We start from the raw sequence: 18,719 nt of genomic DNA, 5'->3' as shown, positions 1-18,719 counted from the left end.
CATTGGTCGCAGCACGCGACCGCACCAATCAAGGACACCAATGAGCGAGTTCAACAAGACACCGAGGCTCGTCCTCCTGCCCGCCGTCGATGTGGCGGGCGGCAAGGCTGTTCGCCTGACGCAGGGCGAAGCGGGCACGGAAACGAACTACGGTGACCCGGTCGACGCTGCGGCCGACTGGGCCAGGCAGGGCGCCGAATGGATCCACCTCGTCGACCTCGACGCGGCGTTCGGTCGGGGCAACAACACCGGAGTGATCAAGAAGGTCATTCGTCAGGTCAAGGGGGTCAAGATCGAGCTGTCCGGCGGCATCCGCGATGACGAATCCCTCGAAGCCGCACTGACCACGGGCGTGAAACGCATCAACCTCGGCACTGCGGCCCTCGAAAACCCGGAATGGGCGGCCAGTGTGATCGCCCAGTACGGCGAAGCCGTTGCGGTCGGCCTCGACGTACGCGGCACGACGCTCGCCGCGCGCGGCTGGACCAAGGACGGCGGAGACCTCTGGCAGGTGCTCGAACGCCTCGAAGCGGCCGGCTGCGCCCGCTACGTGGTGACCGACGTCACCAAGGACGGCACCCTGCAGGGCCCCAACATCGACCTGTTGCGTCAGGTGCTGGACCGCACGCGCAAGCCGGTCATCGCCTCCGGTGGCATCTCCAGCCTCGATGACATCGAAGCGCTGCGCAAGCTCGTGCCGCTGGGCCTGGAAGGCGCCATCGTGGGAAAGGCGCTCTACGCCGGCGCGTTCACCCTGGCCGAGGCCCTGGACGTCGCGGGCGACTAATGGCCAAGGCGCGTAACCTCGGCTCCACGGGCGAACCCTCGGGTCGGCCCGGCGTACCGCAGTTGGGCTCAGCGAGCTCGCCGGGCCAGCCCGGGGAGCCGAACGAGCTGGCCGATTCGGCCGGGCAACCCTGGGCCGGCCGAGAATTCGAGGCGAACCTCGACGCCGGCGACGACGGGGCTGCTCCCGCGGCCCTCGCAGCGGCCCTCGCGCGCTTTCAGGCCCGCGAGGTCGGCGAAGAGAACGTCATCGACGCCATCCGCGGTTCCCGCCTGCTGATTCCGCTGGTCACCAAACTCGGCGAGGCAGCCCTGAACGCGCGCGGCCAGACGATCGACAAGACGCAGGAACTGTCGATCATCACCGTGGCCGGCCCCGACGGCCGGACCGTGCTGCCCGCCTTCTCCTCGACCGCCGCCATGACGGCATGGAACCCCCTCGCCCGGCCGGTTCCAGCGGATGCCGTGCGCGTCGCCCTGGCCGCTGCGCAGGAGAACACCGACCTCGTCGTGCTCGATCCGACCTCGCCCGGTGAATTCGTCATTCGTCGTCCGGCGCTGTGGGCGATCGCGCAATCCTTGCCGTGGACACCGAGCTATGCGAGCCGCCATGTCGCCGACGCCTTCGCTGCCTCGATCGCGACGGAACTGTCGGTGCTGACCGTTGCGCTCTCCGCCGGTGACCCCCTGGCCCGGCTCGACGGCCCCGAACTCGTGGTGCAGCTTGAGCTGGTCGACGGGCTCACCCAGGCCGATCTCGATGCGATTCTGAGCCGGCTGGGCATCCGGTGGTCGGAGAGCGAGATCATCACGACCGGCGTCGATTCGCTGCGCGTCAAGCTCGTTGCGTCGACATAGCTCAAGTTTCTGGCGTGTTGAGGGCGTTGTCGGTGGTTCGGGCGAGAATGACGGTATGACCGACGTTCTCGATCGCTTCTCCCCGGCCGCACGCGCCTGGTTCACCGAAGCGTTTGCCGCGCCGACCGCCGCCCAGTTGGGCGCATGGACTGCCATTTCGCAGGGCTCGCACGCCCTCGTCGTGGCTCCGACCGGATCGGGCAAGACCCTTGCTGCCTTTCTGTGGGCGATTGACCGGCTGTACACCGAAGCGGAGCCAGACGCCGCAACCGGCACTCGCGTGCCCAGCACCAGCGTGCTGTACATCTCCCCGCTCAAGGCCCTCGGCGTCGATGTGGAACGCAACCTCACCGCGCCCCTGGTGGGCATCAGCCGCGCCGCCCAGCGCCTGGGCCTGGAACCGCCGCACGTCTCCGTCGGCGTGCGCTCGGGAGACACCCCGGCCGCCGACCGACGCAAACTGGTCACCTCGCCGCCCGATATCCTCATCACCACTCCGGAGTCCCTGTTTCTCATGCTGACCTCGGCGGCCCGTGAATCGCTGCGGGGTATACAAACCGTCATCCTCGATGAGGTACACGCGGTGGCTGCGAGCAAGCGTGGCGCCCACCTGGCCGTCTCCCTGGAACGACTCGATGCCCTGCTCAGCCACCCGGCCCAGCGCATCGGATTGTCGGCCACCGTGCGCCCGCAGAGTGAGGTGGCTCGGTTTCTCGGCGGAGCAGCGCCCGTGCAGATCGTGGCACCGCCCGCGTTGAAACGGTTCGACCTGCGCGTGGTCGTTCCGGTCGACGACATGAGCGACCTCGGACCGGTGCCACAAGGCGAGGGGGTCACGTCGGCCGCCGCTCCGCAGACCGGTTCCATCTGGCCGCACGTCGAAGAGGCCATCGTCGACGAGGTGCTCGCGCATTCCTCGAGCATCGTCTTCGCGAACTCCCGTCGACTCACCGAACGACTCACGGCCCGGTTCAACGAGATCTATGCCGAACGGCTGGCCGGGGAGGAGACATCCGCTCTGGTTACGGTGCCGACTGTAGTGCCCGATTCGCTGGGAGGTCTCGGCACTGCGGGCGCCCAGCCGGCAGTTCGCGCACCGGCCGAGCTCATGGGCGCGAGCGGACAAAGCGCGGGAACTGAGCCGCTGCTCGCTCGCGCTCATCACGGTTCGGTCAGCAAAGAACAGCGATCGCTCATAGAAGACGATTTGAAATCGGGACGGCTGCGCTGTGTCGTCGCCACGTCGAGCCTCGAGCTCGGCATCGACATGGGCGCCGTCGATCTGGTCGTGCAGGTGGAATCACCGCCATCGGTGTCAAGCGGGCTGCAGCGGCTTGGCCGGGCCGGACACCAGGTCGGAGAGATTTCTCGGGGGGTGATCTACCCCAAGCATCGGGCCGACCTCATCCACGCTGCCGTCGCCGCCGAGCGCATGGTGGCCGGGGCGATTGAATCGCTGCGGGTGCCCACCAACCCGCTCGACATTCTGGCCCAGCAGACCGTAGCGGCCTGCGCGCTCGAATCGATCGAGGTAGAAACCTGGTTCGATACCCTGCGGCGCAGTGCGCCGTTCGCGACCCTGCCGCGCTCCGCCTTTGAAGCCACCCTCGACCTGCTCGCCGGTCGCTACCCCTCCGACCAGTTCGCCGAACTGCGCCCGCGCATCGTCTGGGATCGCGATGCCGGCACCCTCACCGGTCGCCCCGGCGCACAACGGCTCGCGGTCACGAGTGGCGGCACCATTCCCGACCGCGGATTGTTCGGCGTCTTCATGGTCGGTGGCGACCAGGTCACCGGCAAGCGAGTCGGCGAACTCGACGAGGAGATGGTCTACGAGTCACGCGTGAATGATGTGTTCGCCCTTGGCACCACGAGCTGGCGCATCCAGGAGATCACCCACGACCGGGTGCTCGTCGTGCCCGCCTTCGGGCAGCCAGGGCGGCTGCCGTTCTGGAAGGGTGACGGCCTCGGCCGCCCGGCCGAGCTCGGCCAGGCTATCGGAGCCTTTGTGCGGGAGGTCGGGAGTTTGCCACCCGTCGACGCTCGAGCACGCTGCGCTGTGGGTGGCCTCGACGAGCGCGCCATCAGCAACCTGCTGGCCTTCCTCGACGAGCAGCGTGCGGCAACCGCACAACTGCCGACCGACCGCACCCTCGTTGTCGAACGGTTCCGCGATGAACTGGGGGACTGGCGGGTCGTGTTGCATTCCCCATTCGGCACCCCAGTACACGCACCGTGGGCCCTCGCCGTCGGCGCACGGGTGCGCGAACGCTACGGAATCGACGGCTCCTGCGTCGCGAGCGACGACGGTATCGTCGTGCGCATCCCCGACACCGAAACGGAACCACCCGGCAGCGAACTGTTCGTCTTCGACCCCGACGAGCTCGAGCAGCTGGTCACCGACGAGGTCGGCGGCTCGGCCCTGTTCGCCTCCCGGTTTCGTGAGTGCGCAGCCAGGGCCCTGCTGCTGCCCCGGTACAAGCCCGGCTCCCGGTCGCCGCTCTGGCAGCAACGGCAGAAGGCCGCGCAGCTGCTCGACGTGGCCCGCACCTTTCCCACCTTTCCGATCATTCTCGAGACCCTGCGGGAATGCCTGCAAGACGTCTACGACCTCCCTGCCCTCGGGGCGCTGGCCCGCCAGATCGCCTCGCGCGAACTCCGGCTGGTCGAGATCACGACCGACACTGCCAGCCCGTTCGCGAGCACCCTGCTGTTCGGCTACGTCGCCGCCTTCATGTACGAGGGAGACACCCCGCTCGCCGAGCGGCGCGCCACGGCCCTCGCGATCGACTCAAGCCTGTTGGCCGAACTGCTCGGCCGGGTCGAACTGCGGGAGCTTCTCGATCCCGCCGTCATCGACCAGACCGACCGGGAACTGCAACGGCTCGCGCCCGACTACCTGGCCAAAGGCATGGAAGGCGTCGCCGATCTGCTGCGCACCCTCGGGCCGCAGAGCGCCAGCGAGGTCGCCGAGCGGATGCTCCTGCCCACGCCCGAGTCGTCGCTCGCGTCCGACGAGCAAGGCGTCCTCCTCGCTGCGCAGGCCTTGCACAGCCTCGTCGATGCGCGCCGAGCCATGCGCGTGAGCATCGGGGGTCAGGAACGCTGGGCTGCGGTCGAAGACGCCAGCCGGTTGCGCGACGCCCTCGGCGTTCCCCTCCCGATCGGGGTGTCTGCCGCCTTCACCGAAACCGTTGCTGATCCGCTCGGCGACCTGGTGAGCCGCTACGCACGCTCGCACGGGCCGTTCACCGCCGCCGCCGTCGCCGACCGGTTCGGGCTCGGCATCGCCGTCGTGCAGATCGCCCTCGGCCGCCTCGCCGACGCCCGACGCGTCGTGGCCGGCGAATTTCGCCCCAACGGCAGCGGCCTGGAATGGTGCGACGCCGAGGTGCTGCGGCGCCTCCGCCGCCGTTCCCTGGCGGCGCTGCGGCATGAGGTAGAACCGGTCGACCAGCAGGCCATCGGCCGGTTTCTGCCGGCGTGGCAACACGTGGGCGGCAAGCTGCGCGGAATCGACGGCGTCGCATCCGTTGTGGAGCAGCTGGAGGGTGCGCGCATTCCGGCCTCCGCCTGGGAGACGCTCATTCTGCCCGCCCGGGTGAGCGACTACCGGCCGGGCATGCTCGACGAACTCACCAACGCGGGGGAGGTGCTCTGGGCGGGTGCGGGAACCCTCGCCGGCAACGACGGCTGGGTCAGCCTGCACCTCGCCGAAACCGCCCAGCTCACCCTGCCACTGCCCATCGATGTCGAGACGACGCCCCTGCAACAGGAGATCCTCGCAACCCTGGGGAATGGGGGTGCCTACTTCTTCCGGCAGTTGGCCGATGCCGTCGGCAGCCAGGACGACGCCGCACTGGTGCAGGCGCTGTGGGACCTGGTCTGGGCCGGTCTGATCAACAACGACACCTTCGCCCCGGTGCGGTCGCTGCTGGCCGGAGGCCATACCGCCCACCGGCAGAGCCGGGCCGTGCCCCGCGCCCACCTGCATCGCGGGCGGTCGATGCCGAGGCCGAACCTGCCGAGCCGCAGCGGTCCGCCGACGGTGTCGGGACGCTGGTCGATCCTGCCGGTGGCCGACGAGTCACCGACCCGTCGCGCGCACGCACTGGGGGAGACCCTGCTCGAACGCTATGGAGTGGTCACGCGTGGGGCGGTGATGGCCGAGAGCGTCATCGGCGGATTCTCCCTCGTCTACCGAACGCTCACCGGGTTCGAAGAAATGGCACGCTGTCGACGCGGGTACTTCATCGAAGGGCTCGGCGCCGCCCAGTTCGCCACCGGCGGCACCATCGACCGGCTGCGCACCTTCGCCGTCGGGGTAGCGGGCCCGTCTGGTGCAGATCGGAAGGCCGCGCCGGTCGCGGTCGCCCTCGCCGCAACCGACCCGGCGAACCCCTACGGCGCCGCCCTGCCGTGGCCGACACTGCCCGGCGACACCATCCATCGCCCGGGCCGCAAAGCGGGCGCACTCGTCGTGCTCGTCGACGGAGCCCTCGTGCTGTACGTCGAGCGCGGCGGCAAAACCGTGGTTGCCTTCGAAACGGATGAGGCCGTGCTCGCGGCGGCCACCGTGAGTCTGGCCGCCCTCGTCACCACTGGCCGGGTGCAGAAGATCGCGGTGGAAACGGCCAATGGTGTGTTCGTGATCGGTACCGACGTGGGCGTGGCCCTGCGCGCTGCCGGGTTCACCGAGACTCCGAAGGGACTGAGGCTGCGTGCCTGAGGGCGATACCGTCTACCGCACCGCGCGTACCCTCGACCAGGCCCTGCGCGGCAGCATCCTGACCGGCTGCGACATTCGGGTACCCGCTTTCGCGACCGTCGACCTGACGGGGCAGACCGTGCACGACGTGGTCAGTCGCGGCAAACACCTGCTGCACCGGGTCGGCGAGACGAGCATCCACTCCCACCTCAAGATGGAGGGTGCCTGGCACCTCTACCGGCCGGGCACACGGTGGCAGCGGCCGGCCTTTCAGGCACGGATCGTGCTGCAGACGGACGAGTGGGTCGCCGTCGGTTTCGAACTCGGCGTGCTGGAGCTCGTGCCGACTCGGGCCGAGGCCGAGGCGGTCGGCTACCTCGGGCCCGATCTGCTCGACACCGAGTGGGGTGTCGCCGACAGCGCCGAGGTCGCCACTCGCCTTGCTGCCCGGCCCGAACAACCGGTCGCTCTGGCCCTCGCCGACCAGCGCAACCTGGCCGGACTCGGTAACGTCTACGTCAACGAGCTCTGCTTTCTGCGCGGACTGTTACCGACCCGCCCCATGGCCGAGGTCACCGACCTGCCAGGGCTCGTGGGTCTGGCCCGGCGCCTGCTCCTGGCCAACAAAGACCGCGACGAACGCACGACCACCGGCAACCTGCGCCGCGGAGCCCAAACCTGGGTCTACGGGCGAGGCGGTCAGGCATGCCGACGCTGTGGCACCCGCATCCAACGCAGCACCCTGGGCCGCAGCAACGTGGAGCAGCGCAACACCTTCTGGTGCCCGCGCTGCCAGACCTGAACTCGTTGCTGCCGAGGAACGCAAAACGGATGCCGTCGGTCGGGGTGACCGGCGGCATCCGCTCGTAGGGCAGGGAGTCAGTTGACCGGGCCGGTGTACTTCTCGCCGGGGCCCTCGCCGATCGGGTCCGGCACGAAGGAGGCCTCGCGGAACGCGAGCTGCAGGGAGCGCAGGCCGTCACGCAGGCTGCGGGCGTGCATATCGGCGATGTCGGGTGCGGCGGCTGTCACGAGGCCGGCGAGGGCCGTGATGAGCTTGCGGGCTTCGTCGAGGTCGATCTGGGCGTCGGGATCTTCGGCGAGTCCGCACTTCACGGCGGCGGCACTCATCAGGTGCACTGCGGCCGTGGTGATGATCTCCACCGCGGCTACATCGGCGATATCGCGTGTTGCTTGTGCCGCATTCTGCTCAAAACTCGTATCGTGCTCAAAACTTTGGCTCACTGCATTCCTCTGCTAGGCTGATCTTCGGTTCCGGGACAATAGTCTCGGTACGAAAGTGGAGAATCTCCCACCCGCGCATACCGCTTCATCAAGGTTACCGGGTAGATTGCACTCCGCCGTCGCGTTATCACCTCCTTCGGGCAGGTGGCAGGGCGAGGGTAGACAGGGTGTCGTGAAATGCAGGCCAATGAAAAAGTTGGTCTGTAAAACGCGTGATTTTCCTCTCTTCGTCCCCAGTCGGCATCCGCTGTCTGGTTGTGATCACGAAGTTAACCAAGAGGAGAGACGCATCAGCGATCCCCGTACAAATGACCGTATACGCGTCCCCGAAGTTCGTCTCGTTGGTCCCAACGGCGAGCAGGTCGGGGTCGTGGCGATTGATGTTGCCCTGCGCCTGGCACAGGATGCCGACCTCGACCTCGTCGAAGTTGCACCCGAAGCCAAGCCGCCCGTGGCCAAGATCATGGACTACGGCAAGTTCAAGTACGAGGCTGCGCAGAAGGCCAAGGAGGCCAGGCGCAACCAGGCGAACACGATCCTCAAGGAGGTTCGTTTCCGTCTCAAGATTGACACGCACGACTACGAGACCAAGCGCAAACGCGCCGAGGGCTTCCTGAAGAGCGGTGACAAGGTCAAGGCCATGATTCTTTTTCGTGGCCGCGAACAGTCCCGACCCGACCAGGGCGTACGTCTGCTCCAAAAATTTGCCGAGGATGTCGCCGAGTACGGTTCTGTGGAATCTACTCCGATGATCGACGGTCGAAACATGGTCATGGTGATTGGCCCGTTGAAGAACAAGTCAGAAGCCAAGGCTGAGATCAACGCCCACAAGGCTGCCGAGAAGGCAGACAAGGTAGCCGATAAGGCAGACAAGGTTGCCGACAAGGCAGCGAAACAGGAGGAACCACATGCCTAAGATGAAGACCCACTCCGGAACCAAGAAGCGTTTCAAGGTCACCGGTAGCGGAAAGATCATGAAGCAGCAGGCCGGACTTCGTCACAACCTCGAAGTCAAGAGCACGCAGCGCAAGTCCCGTTTGAACCAGGACCAGGTGCTGGCCAAGTCGGATCAGAAGACCATCAAGAAGCTTCTCGGTCTGTAATTTTTTGGCCCATAAACCAGGCCTCGTCAACGAATAAGGATTTGTAAAAAATGGCAAGAGTAAAGAGGGCCGTAAACGCCCACAAGAGTCGCCGCGTTATTCTCGAACGCGCCAAGGGCTACCGCGGACAGCGTTCACGCCTGGTCACCAAGGCCAAGGAGCAGCTCACTCACTCCTTCACCTACAGCTACCGTGATCGTCGTGCACGCAAGGGTGACTTCCGTCGCCTGTGGATCCAGCGGATCAACGCTGCGTCGCGCGCGAACGGCCTCACCTATAACCGTCTGATCCAGGGCCTCGGCCTGGCCGGCATCGAGGTTGACCGTCGTATCCTCGCCGACCTGGCCGTCAACGAGGCAGCGACGTTCGCCGCCCTCGTCGAGAGCGCCAAGGCAGCCCTTCCCGCCGATACCTCGGCACCGAAGGTCGCCGTCACGGCGTAATGCATTATCTCGATTGTTCAGCACCGTCTGCCTCCTGGGCGTGAACGTTCTGAACAGTCAGCAGCACCTTCAGTGAGGAGCGGGCGACCTGGTCGCCCGCTCCTTTTCTGTAAACGTTGTGCAGCTAAACTGAACAACATGCTTGATAATCCCCGTTCACCGCGCGTCCGTGCCGTCGCAAAACTTGCCAAGCGCGATGCGCGCCTCGAGTCCGGTCTCTTTCTGCTCGAAGGCCCGCAGGCCGTTTCCGAAGCCCTCACCTTTCGTCCGGAACTCGTCGTGGAGCTGTTTGCCACTCCCACAGCTCTCGACCGTTACACCGACCTGGCCCAGAAGGCCGTAGACGCCCAGGTCGAGGTGGAGTTCGTCTCCGAAGAGGTACTCGAGGCCATGGCCGACACGGTCACCCCGCAGGGCTTCGTCGCCGTCTGCCACCAGTTCCCCACCTCGGTCAAGAAAATCTTCAACGCCGAGCCCAAGCTCGTCGCCATTCTCGAAGAGGTGCGTGACCCCGGAAACGCCGGCACCATCATCCGGGCAGCGGATGCTGCTGGCGCGGATGCCGTCATCCTCACCGGTCGCAGCGTCGACCTGTACAACCCCAAGGTCATCCGTTCCTCGACCGGCTCCATCTTTCACCTGCCCGTCGCCATCGCGGCCGATCTTTCCGATGTGCTCGATCGCGCTCGGGCCGCCGGACTGCAACTGTTCGCGGCTGACATCAAGGGCTCCGACCTGCTGGCCGCCCGCAACGAGGGGCTGCTGGCCGCTCCGACCGTCTGGCTGTTCGGCAACGAGGCGCGCGGCCTGACCGACGAGGACCTCGCTCGGGTCGATCGCAGTGTCAGCGTGCCGATCTACGGCGAAGCCGAGTCGATGAACCTGGCGACCGCGGCATCCGTTTGCCTGTATGAAAGTGCATTCGCCCAACGCGCCTGAGCATCACTTCCGCACCAAGGCAAAAGCCTTAGCGAGCAAGGCATACGAAGCTTCTCGATCCGCATACCCGGCAATTGGGCTGTTGACCATGATCTCGTCGACACCGTGGAGGCGGGCCAGATCTTCAAGCTGATGTCTCACGTCCTGTGGTGTTCCCGAAATAATCGATGACTGGTTGGCAGCGCGGCGGGTCGTTTCGTGCCCGCTCCAGCGGTGCGCCAAGGACACGTTCATGGCGGGGAACGGGCTGTCATCACCCAGGTCTTTGCGTGACCGCCACAGCAGGGCGATCTCCCGCAACCCGGACACGATGCTGGAGTGCTCCGCTGTGATGACTCGTAGGGCAAGAAGAGGCTCGGGCTCCGGGCGATGGACGGTGGGAAGAAAACTGTCTCGATAGGCGTGCAGGGCAGCCTGTGCGGATTCCTGATTCAAGAAGTGGGCGTGCGCGTAGCCGCTTCCGATCGCTCCGGCGACCGGGGCAGTGCTGCGGCCGGCGCCCAGCATCCAGAGTCGAAGATCCGTGCGTTCCGGATCATCGGGCAGGAGACCCAGCCTCTCGTGCAGCTCAACAACCTTCGCGGGGTATGAGCCGTCGCGGTCGCCGGCCCGCCCTATGCCCAGGTCGACTCGCCCTGGGTGCAAGGCAGCCAGAATATTGAACGTCTCGGCCACCTTCGCCGGAGTGTACCGAGCGAGCAGCACCCCGCCGGTACCGATCCGGATCCCGCTCGTGTTTTCGAGGAGCGCGAGCGCTAAAATCTCCGGTGCGGTGCCAGCGAAACTGGGGGAGTCGTGATGCTCGGCCACCCAGAAACGCTCATAACCGAGCTCGGCCGCCACCGTCCCCAGCCGCACCGTGTCGCGGATTGCCGCGGCAGCGGTCGTACCTTCGGCGATCGGCGACTGGTCAAGAATCGACAGCCTCACCACGGCGAAACTGCGTCAGCAGGTCCGGTTGCCGGCACGATGCGGAAATCCGCGAGGAAGACCAGATTGTGCAGTTCGGCGGACGCTATCGCGCGTAACGTCGGCAGCTCGCCCGCAGCCTGCAGGGGGGTGAATACGTTGAGAGGCCATTCGCGCACCGTCCCTCCGCGGAGATGTGGATGGTGAAAGTTGCGGCCGAAGTAGGCCATCAGAGTGATCGGAGGGATCTCTGCGGCTACCTGACGGGGCCACGACAGCGTCCACGAGCAGCCGAGCCCGCCGTCCTGCGTTCGGGCCACACCGGTGCTGTGGATCGTTCCAGTGTTCAGCAAGAGCGCCGCATTCAGTTCTGTCAGCGCTGAGCGGCACGGCGAATCCATGAGCGTCGCTGTGGTCGCGAACAGAGCCTCCTTGTCGGCACGACTGTGCGCCTCACCGTGCGTGCCGTCACGGAGATCGGCGAAGTGCCGGAGAAGGGCTGAAGCATTGTCTGTCACCGAGAGCTCACTCGGGTATGGGCTGGTCATCGTGGAGTCCTCATTCTGTTGTGGTCGTGTGTGGTGTCGAACCAGGTGTCCAGCACTGTGTTGATCCAAACGTGCACAGGATTGGGCCGCGGTCCTCGCTGAAACAGAAAGTCGCCGTGCTCCAGCGCCGGATCGGTGTGCAGAAGGGCAGGAACTCCGTCCCGCTGCAGGTTTGCGGCGTAGGATCGCACGTCGTCTGAGACAGGATCGAAGGTCCCCGTGATGAGGGCGGTGCGACAGAGTCCGGACAGGTCTGACCCGTTCAGCGGTGTCAGGTAGGACTCATCCCTTCGGTCGGCGAGTGGCCCCCGGTAGCGAGCCCACGCTTGTTGCAGCTGGCGACGCTCCGGGAATCGTGCCGGCATGGCGAGGTAAGAAGGCGCTGTGCACTCTGGGTCCAAGGGGGGGTAGGCCAGTATTTGTCCCGCGACGGGCATTCCGTGATCACGGCACCACAATGCAGCGCCAGCGGCAATCGTGCCTCCGGCGCTGTCCCCGCCAATCACCAGCTGGCTCGCGGGGTCTGTCAGATGCGCGGTCGCCCACCGCACCACGCTGAGGAGGTCATTCAGGGCGGTGGGGTGCGTCCACCGCGGAGCCAGCCGATAGCCGACATTGACGATACGAAGGCCGCACAGGGAGGTCAGGGCCAGGCATGCCGCGTGCCAGTCTTCAAGGGAACCGCGCGTCCAGCTTCCGCCGTGCGCCCATACCAGTGTGGCCAGGCCGGAGCGGGGACCGTCATAGATTCTGAGCGGGATGCGATACCCGTCTTCGGCCTGCACTTCCGACTCGGACCACCGCACGGCTGCTGCTGTCATCGCGCCGAATCTCATAGGTCGATCCTGACAAGAACGGCGGGTCACCGCCTCTCCCTGCGCTGCCTATCACTGACAGGGTGTGGATACTGGGGAATACCACCACCCATACTGGGGGCGTTGTAACAGAGCTGTTGATCGGCGCAGGTGACCGCGTTGTTTCAGTTCTCTTCCCGGGCCGCTGAAGCGGCATCTTGTGTCCTGAGTGCCTCGCAGAGGCCAAACTGAGGGACCTAAGAAATGGAAAGAGCGAGACTCCTTAACTTCACCAGTGATCTTATTTCAGCCCGCGTGCTCGATGATCCGGCAGACGTGCCGATCGTCGGTGCAGGCATCGTCATGAACGTGGCACCTACCCGCGCGTTCACCTCCGGCTCCCAACGGAGCATCCTGCCCGCCCTTTCATCCACGATTCTTCGGCAGGCGACGGTCACTGGTGAGAAACTCATCGTCTTGACCATTGAGTCCCCAGCCCTCCAGGAAGCTCAACTCGTGCACCGTGGGTGGACGAACTTCTTCGATTCCCGATCGGATTCCCCGGTTCTTCTGAAATCCCCGCAGGACCGGCTTGGCACGGTGAAATTGAATTGCGCCGAGATCCTCGGAACAGCTGACGACGCCAATGAACGGGCCCTCTTTGAAGTGCGGGCGAACCTCTGGTTCAGCCCGGCCGGCACCGACTGCGGCATCCACAACCAGCACGACTTCATCGAAGTGCACACCCAGGTGCTCGGGCGCGGGCGAATGCAGAAGTTCATGTCCGACAGCCACGACACACTCTACGAAGATCAGTTGCTCAGCCCAGGGAATACCAACCCGATTCCGTTCTGCATCGGAGTCGGCGGAACCTTCCACTACCCCTGGCACCAATACCACGCCGACACCGACTGCGTGTGGCTTGCCGTCGAATACCACCGGATCTGAATTCGGAGTCCTCGCCATAGTGCGGGGCGCCCTTGCGAAACCTGGCTCGACCTCTTGAGGAGCACCATGAAGACCATCGGATTGATTTTTGGAACCCGGCCCGAAGCCGTGAAATTCGCACCCATCATTAAAGCGTTGCAGGAAGACCCCCGATTCACGCCGGTACTTATTTCAACCGGGCAGCATCGGGAGATGTTGGATTCGACGCTGGCCGAATTTGGTATCACCCCCGATCTCGACCTCCGGGTTATGCGCGACAAGCAGACCCTCAGCCAGGTCACCCACCGCATCCTCGAAGGCATCAGCGACGGCGATCACCTGGCCGGCATGGACGCGGTCATGGTTCACGGCGATACCGCATCCACTCTGGCTGGGGCGCTGGCCGCATTGCACCAACAGATTCCGATCATCCACGTCGAAGCCGGTCTCAGGAGCGGTAACAACCTATCTCCGTATCCGGAAGAGGTGAACCGAAAGCTCGTGGGTCAAATCGCCGCCCTGCACCTCGCACCGACGATGGGGAACAGCGCCAACCTCATTCGCGAGGGAATCCCAGAGAATCGGATCGTCGTGACCGGAAATACCATCGTGGATGCCCTGGAATGGGGGCTGCAGAACCTCGGTTCCTATGGAGACGCCGCGCTCGAGGACCTGGACGACGATCCGCGTCGCGTGATCGTCGCCACCTCACACCGACGGGAATCATTGGGTCAGCCGATGCGGGAAATCGCGGGCGCACTGTTCGATATCGCCCAGGATCCTGGGGTGCGGATCGTCGTGCCCCTGCACTTGAACCCCCTCGTGCGCTCGATCATGCTTCCCATCCTCTCCGGCCTCGACAACGTCACGATCGTGGATCCGCTCCCGTATCTGAGTTTCTGCCGATTGCTCGTTCGCAGCGACATCATCTTGTCGGACAGTTCGGGGGCTGAAGAAGAAGGCCCGGCCCTCGGCAAGCCGACGCTCGTGCTGCGCGACATCACCGAGCGACAAGAATCGATCCTGACGGGCAGTTCCCGACTCGTCAGCCGGTCCCGCCCGCACATCGTGGCACAGGTGCGGCACCTTCTCGACGACGAAGATGCGTATCGTGAGATGGCCGAGGCCATCAACCCGTACGGGGACGGATGCGCCACCCAACGCACCGTCGCCGCGGTGGCGCACTTCTTCGGCCGGGGACCGGCTGTCATGCCCTTTGTTCCCGGGGCCGAGCCGGTGAGAGTCGCAGCATGACGATGTCCGCGTACGCGTCTCGTATCCTCGAACCGCGTTTCGGTTCCGAGACGGTCACCGACTTTCTTCGGGACGGGTACTGGCTTGAGGCCGCTGATATCACGGGAACCGGTCGACCGGACCTGGTCGGCTACGGCCTCTCGCTCGGTGAGATCTATTGGTACCAGAACCCTGGGTGGCAGAAGCGCCTTGTCGTGGACAAGGTAAAGGAACCCGTGGGGATGGACCACGGCGACATTACCGGTAACGGACTGGCCGATCTTGCCGTGTGCTACCAGCTCTACGGCCCCGGCGGAACGATCCACCACGCCGACCCGGAGGGCGGCAAGATCGATTGGTTGGAAAACCCGGGAAACGCAGCCGAAACGAGTGAGCAATGGGTGCGCCACTATGTTGGTCGCGCCACGGGGATGCACCGCCTGCGCCTGGGTCACTTCACGCGCAACGATGTGATGCAGATAATCGGCTTTCCGATCGTGGCCGTGGAGGGCGTGCATGCCGTGCTCCCCATCGTGCTCTTCACCCAACCAGCGGATGTCAGGTCTGCTGCGGAGTGGCCGATGGAGGTCGTCTCCAACCGGGACTTTCGAATGATCCATGGCGTTGCCCGAAAGGAAGGCCTGATTCCCGGGTCCGACCTTGATTCCATCCTGATGGCATCCGATGAGGGTGTGACTTGGCTCTACTACGACGCGGTTGGGAGGGAGTGGACCTGGGAGCACGTCGGTGACGGCGAGGAATCACAGTTCGAGCAGACCACATTCAAGGGCAGCGGGGATGTCGACGGGGGACGTCTCGGAACGAATGCTCTGGCGTACGTCGCCGCTGTCGAGCCATTCCACGGAAATACCGTGGCGGTGTATGCCCGCACGGCGACCGAAAACGGGGTCCCGGGCGAGTGGAGGCGGCACGTGCTCGATATCTACGGTGACCCGAATGAGAACGGGGAGGGAACGGGCCACACGGTCATGTGTCGCGACTTCGATGGGGACGGTGACGACGAATTTCTGGTCGGGCTGCGCGGACCTGATCCGTGGCAGGGCGCGATGTATTACAAGGCGGTCGACGCAGCGCGGGGCTTGTTCCTGAAGTGGCGGGTATCGCGCGAATCGGTCGCTCGAATCGTGGCGGGCGACTTCAGCGGAAGTGGCGTGGACGACTTCGCCACCATCTCATACTCGGTCGCGCACTATTTTGTCGCACCGAAGGCGCAGATCACCCTGCACCAAAATTTGACCGTTCAAGGACCCGCGGCAGGAGAGTTCCTATGAAGCGCTCAATAGCTTCCCCGCTCAACCGTCGGTTGTTCCTCACCGGTACAACCGGCACCCTTGCCGGAGCAGCCCTGGCGCTGTCACCTGGCTCGCTGTCCGCGGCCACGTCCGATACGCTGACCGGCTCGATTCCGTCATCGTCCGGCCCCAATACCCCCGACGGGTCCACTGTGCTTAAGGGGGACGGGCGGTACGCCGATCTGATGACCGGAAACAACCAGCGATTTGTGGCGAACCCTGACTACGTCAGACTCGTCACCACAACGACGGATGCGGAATCAGCACTCCGAGATGCCGTCGCCCAGAAGAAGAAGGTGTCGATCCGCAGCGGCGGGCATTGCTTTGCCGACTTCGTCTGCAACCCGGAGATTCAGGTCATCCTTGACCTCTCGCCGATGACCGCCGTGTACTACGACAAAGGCATGAGGGCTTTCGCCGTTGAGCCGGGCGCCCGCATCATGAACGTCTACGAAACCTTGTACAAGAACTGGGGAGTCACCATCCCCGGGGGCATCTGTTACAGCGTCGGAATTGGTGGGCACATCTCCGGCGGTGGGTATGGACTGTTGTCCCGCGCCCACGGACTCACCGTGGATCACCTGTTTGCCGTGGAGGTGGTGACCGTCGCCGCCGATCGCACGGTAAAAACCGTTGTTGCGACCCGAGACGATGTCGGGGACAAACGCGACCTGTGGTGGGCCCATACCGGCGGGGGTGGCGGCAATTTCGGACTCATCACGAAATATTGGTTTCGTTCACCGGGAGCCAGGGGTGCTTCTCCCCAGAAGCAGCTCATCCCGGCACCGTCGAAGGTTCTCGTCAGCGCCATCAGCCTGCCCTGGGACCAGCTGGACGAGCAGAAATTCAGCCGTTTGCTCACGAATTTCGGTGACTGGCACGAGAGGCATCGCTCGCCGGGAACACCAGAGGCGAATTTGAGCAGCCTGTTCAACGTGAGCCACAAGGCACATGGGAGCCTGGGAATGTTCACCCAGATCGACTCGGGCGCGCCCCAGGCGCGCGCTGTACTTGAGGAATACCTGGCGGCCATCCTCGCTGGCGTCGCAATCACTCCACAACCGGTCACGACGGCGAACGGGGAGATTCCGGCCGTTCCGGACTTTTTCACGCCCAAGGAGATTCCCTGGTTGCAGGCCACCCGACTCGTGGGAACAGACAACCCCACCATCACGAATCCCACCAGCCGGGGGGCGCACAAGTCGGCGTACATGAACAAGCGGTTTTCGAATGCGCAGCTCCGCGTGCTCTACCAGCAGATGACGAAGCCCGGCTTCACCAACCCCAACACCATGATGGTGTTATTCTCCTTCGGCGGGCAGGTGAATGCCGTCGAACAACACGCCACGGCAAACGCGCAGCGCAACTCATCGTTCAAGCTCTGCCTGCAGACGTTTTGGTCCGACCAGGCCGAAGACGCTTACTATCTCGGGTGGGAGCGAGACACCTACGAGGGCATGTTCGCCGCCACCGGTGGAGTCCCTGTTCCCGGTGATGACACGGACGGCTGCTACATCAACTATCCCGACACGGACGTTGCCATGGCGGAGCACAATCGCTCCGGCGTTGGTTGGCAACAGCTGTACTTCAAGGACAACTATCCCCGCCTCCAGCAAGCCAAACTGGAGTGGGATCCGACCGGCTTCTTCGGCCATCGGCTCGGCATCGAACTGCCAGCAACATCCGCTGAAGACCGAGCGGCGGCCCGACGATGAGCACGAACCTACAGCCGGCGCCCCACGCAGTCCGGAGCAAGCTCCCGTCGCTCACCGGGCTGCGCTTTTTTGCAGCGCTCCTGGTGTTCTGCTTCCACATCACCCTGTCGAACTCGCCCATCCCACCGAACAACGCCATCAACCCGTTCGAGGACCAGGAGCTCGGGGACACCCTCGAGTCCATCTTCAGCAAGGCGGGCTACGCGGGAGTTTCGTTCTTCTTCGTGCTGAGCGGCTTCCTGCTCGCGTGGGCGTCGAGACCGGGGGAACCGTTCCTGCGCTTCTGGCGTCGTCGACTCCTCAAGATCTTTCCCAACCACATTGTGATGTGGGTACTGGCTATGGTGTTGTTCGCCGCGGCCTTGACGACACCGCTAGGGGCGATATCGAGTCTCTTCCTCTTGAACTCGTACTCGCCCGATGGATCGGTCTATGTGGCAGTCAACCCGCCGTCCTGGACCCTGTGCAGTGAGCTGCTCTTTTATCTGCTGTTCCCGCTCATCATCAACCTCCTGCGGCGAATTCCGCCCAGGCGCCTCTGGGCGTGGGCGGGAGTCATGGTGCTGTGCATGGCCGGAGTGCAGCTCGTCACGCTCTACCTCATTCCCGCGACGCCGGTTTCGGCCCTGACACCCATTTCGGTCACCCAGTTCTGGTTCGGCTATATCTTTCCGCCCCCGCGTCTGTTCGAGTTCATTTTCGGCTCGATCCTGGCCCTGATCGTGATGTCGGGGCGGTGGATTCCCCTCAAGATGTACCAGGCTCTCCTGCTCTGCCTCGTGGGCTACGGCGTCGCCCAAGTTGTGCCCTTTGTGTACTCGTTCACGCTGGCCATGATCATTCCCATCGGAGCCCTGGTCTGTACCAGCGCTGCCGCCGACTTGAGGGGCGGGAACGCCTTCCTGGCCAGCCGAGTCATGCAGTGGCTGGGCAATACCTCGTTCGGCTTCTATCTGTGCCAGGGCGTCGTGATCTTCTTCGGGCGAATTCTGCTCGGGAACGAGACCTATTCCACGCCGATTGCGCTGCTCGTGGTGGTTGGTTTCTTCGGCGCGACCCTGCTTGGAGGATGGGGGCTGTATGCCCTGGTCGAAAAGCCGGCGATGGACCGCTGGGCCAGACCTCGTCGGGTGCCGGTCGCGGCGCCCGTACCGGTTCTGACCGAGTAGGTCTGCACCGGCCTGAGGGTGGTTTCCGA

General features: G+C 64.7%; 17 protein-coding genes. 13 read left to right on the top strand and 4 right to left on the bottom strand.

Annotated features, from left to right (window positions below):
* The first annotated feature begins 40 nt into the window (after positions 1 to 40).
* Genes priA through E3O06_RS09470 form a run of 4 tightly spaced genes read left to right on the top strand, consistent with a single transcriptional unit; the run spans position 41 to position 7,154 of the window.
* On the top strand, positions 41 to 787 hold the full coding sequence (gene priA, locus E3O06_RS09485) for a bifunctional 1-(5-phosphoribosyl)-5-((5-phosphoribosylamino)methylideneamino)imidazole-4-carboxamide isomerase/phosphoribosylanthranilate isomerase PriA (RefSeq protein WP_134503100.1): 747 nt from the start codon (positions 41 to 43) through the stop codon (positions 785 to 787).
* Positions 787 to 1,644 carry an SseB family protein gene (locus tag E3O06_RS09480; protein ID WP_134503098.1) on the top strand — a complete coding sequence of 286 codons (858 nt, stop codon included), beginning with the start codon at positions 787 to 789 and terminating at the stop codon, positions 1,642 to 1,644. Before priA ends, E3O06_RS09480 begins: the two co-directional genes overlap by 1 nt.
* A gap of 55 nt (positions 1,645 to 1,699) precedes the next feature.
* Positions 1,700 to 6,373: an ATP-dependent helicase gene (locus tag E3O06_RS09475; protein ID WP_134503096.1), complete on the top strand. Its 4,674-nt coding sequence runs from the start codon at positions 1,700 to 1,702 to the stop codon at positions 6,371 to 6,373.
* The gene (locus tag E3O06_RS09470) at positions 6,366 to 7,154 is read left to right on the top strand and encodes a DNA-formamidopyrimidine glycosylase family protein (protein WP_134503094.1); all 789 of its coding nucleotides are present in this window, start codon (positions 6,366 to 6,368) and stop codon (positions 7,152 to 7,154) included. The genes E3O06_RS09475 and E3O06_RS09470 overlap by 8 nt, the downstream gene beginning before the upstream one ends.
* A 77-nt stretch (positions 7,155 to 7,231) precedes the next feature.
* On the opposite strand, the gene E3O06_RS09465 is transcribed toward E3O06_RS09470, so the two are convergent.
* The gene (locus tag E3O06_RS09465; protein WP_134503092.1) at positions 7,232 to 7,597 is read right to left on the bottom strand and encodes a DUF1844 domain-containing protein; all 366 of its coding nucleotides are present in this window, start codon (positions 7,595 to 7,597) and stop codon (positions 7,232 to 7,234) included.
* Between the two features lie 187 nt (positions 7,598 to 7,784).
* Here E3O06_RS09465 and infC point away from each other — a divergent pair, with 187 nt between their 5' ends.
* The 4 genes from infC (at position 7,785) to E3O06_RS09445 (ending at position 10,082) form a co-directional block, all read left to right on the top strand.
* Positions 7,785 to 8,513, top strand: a complete 729-nt coding sequence (infC, locus tag E3O06_RS09460; RefSeq protein ID WP_420898876.1) for a translation initiation factor IF-3 — start codon at positions 7,785 to 7,787, stop codon at positions 8,511 to 8,513.
* Positions 8,506 to 8,700, top strand: a complete 195-nt coding sequence (gene rpmI, locus E3O06_RS09455; protein ID WP_092111710.1) for a 50S ribosomal protein L35 — start codon at positions 8,506 to 8,508, stop codon at positions 8,698 to 8,700. Before infC ends, rpmI begins: the two co-directional genes overlap by 8 nt.
* Positions 8,701 to 8,750: 50 nt before the next feature.
* Entirely contained in the window at positions 8,751 to 9,143 is a 393-nt protein-coding gene (gene rplT, locus E3O06_RS09450) for a 50S ribosomal protein L20 (protein WP_104196972.1), read from the top strand.
* Positions 9,144 to 9,281: 138 nt separating this feature from the next.
* The gene (locus E3O06_RS09445; RefSeq protein ID WP_134503090.1) at positions 9,282 to 10,082 is read left to right on the top strand and encodes a TrmH family RNA methyltransferase; all 801 of its coding nucleotides are present in this window, start codon (positions 9,282 to 9,284) and stop codon (positions 10,080 to 10,082) included.
* Between the two features lie 3 nt (positions 10,083 to 10,085).
* Here the strand turns inward: E3O06_RS09445 and E3O06_RS09440 are convergent, their stop codons facing one another.
* The 3 genes from E3O06_RS09440 to E3O06_RS18420 are packed head-to-tail and all read right to left on the bottom strand — an operon-like array spanning position 10,086 to position 12,360.
* Entirely contained in the window at positions 10,086 to 11,012 is a 927-nt protein-coding gene (locus E3O06_RS09440) for an LLM class flavin-dependent oxidoreductase (RefSeq protein ID WP_166788166.1), read from the bottom strand.
* A complete protein-coding gene (locus E3O06_RS09435) occupies positions 11,009 to 11,539 on the bottom strand; it encodes a hypothetical protein (RefSeq protein ID WP_134503086.1) in 531 nt (176 codons plus the stop codon). Before E3O06_RS09435 ends, E3O06_RS09440 begins: the two co-directional genes overlap by 4 nt.
* Positions 11,536 to 12,360, bottom strand: a complete 825-nt coding sequence (locus E3O06_RS18420; RefSeq protein ID WP_166788165.1) for an alpha/beta hydrolase fold domain-containing protein — start codon at positions 12,358 to 12,360, stop codon at positions 11,536 to 11,538. Before E3O06_RS18420 ends, E3O06_RS09435 begins: the two co-directional genes overlap by 4 nt.
* Positions 12,361 to 12,597: 237 nt before the next feature.
* Here E3O06_RS18420 and E3O06_RS09425 point away from each other — a divergent pair, with 237 nt between their 5' ends.
* From E3O06_RS09425 to E3O06_RS09405, 5 genes are all read left to right on the top strand, one after another.
* A complete protein-coding gene (locus E3O06_RS09425; protein WP_134503082.1) occupies positions 12,598 to 13,281 on the top strand; it encodes a hypothetical protein in 684 nt (227 codons plus the stop codon).
* 66 nt (positions 13,282 to 13,347) lie between these two features.
* On the top strand, positions 13,348 to 14,514 hold the full coding sequence (wecB, locus tag E3O06_RS09420; RefSeq protein WP_134503080.1) for a non-hydrolyzing UDP-N-acetylglucosamine 2-epimerase: 1,167 nt from the start codon (positions 13,348 to 13,350) through the stop codon (positions 14,512 to 14,514).
* Complete coding sequence (locus E3O06_RS09415; protein WP_198415805.1) at positions 14,511 to 15,785, top strand: VCBS repeat-containing protein; 1,275 nt, start codon at positions 14,511 to 14,513, stop codon at positions 15,783 to 15,785. Before wecB ends, E3O06_RS09415 begins: the two co-directional genes overlap by 4 nt.
* The gene (locus tag E3O06_RS09410) at positions 15,782 to 17,521 is read left to right on the top strand and encodes an FAD-binding oxidoreductase (RefSeq protein WP_134503078.1); all 1,740 of its coding nucleotides are present in this window, start codon (positions 15,782 to 15,784) and stop codon (positions 17,519 to 17,521) included. Before E3O06_RS09415 ends, E3O06_RS09410 begins: the two co-directional genes overlap by 4 nt.
* Entirely contained in the window at positions 17,518 to 18,690 is a 1,173-nt protein-coding gene (locus tag E3O06_RS09405) for an acyltransferase family protein (protein WP_134503076.1), read from the top strand. Before E3O06_RS09410 ends, E3O06_RS09405 begins: the two co-directional genes overlap by 4 nt.
* Positions 18,691 to 18,719: the final 29 nt, after the last annotated feature.

The sequence above is a fragment of the Cryobacterium glaciale genome (assembly GCF_004402535.1).
In the GTDB taxonomy this organism is placed as follows: Bacteria; Actinomycetota; Actinomycetes; order Actinomycetales; family Microbacteriaceae; genus Cryobacterium; species Cryobacterium glaciale.
The sequence above is the reverse complement of the archived record's forward strand: the minus strand, read 5'-3'. Positions and strand labels throughout refer to the sequence as shown.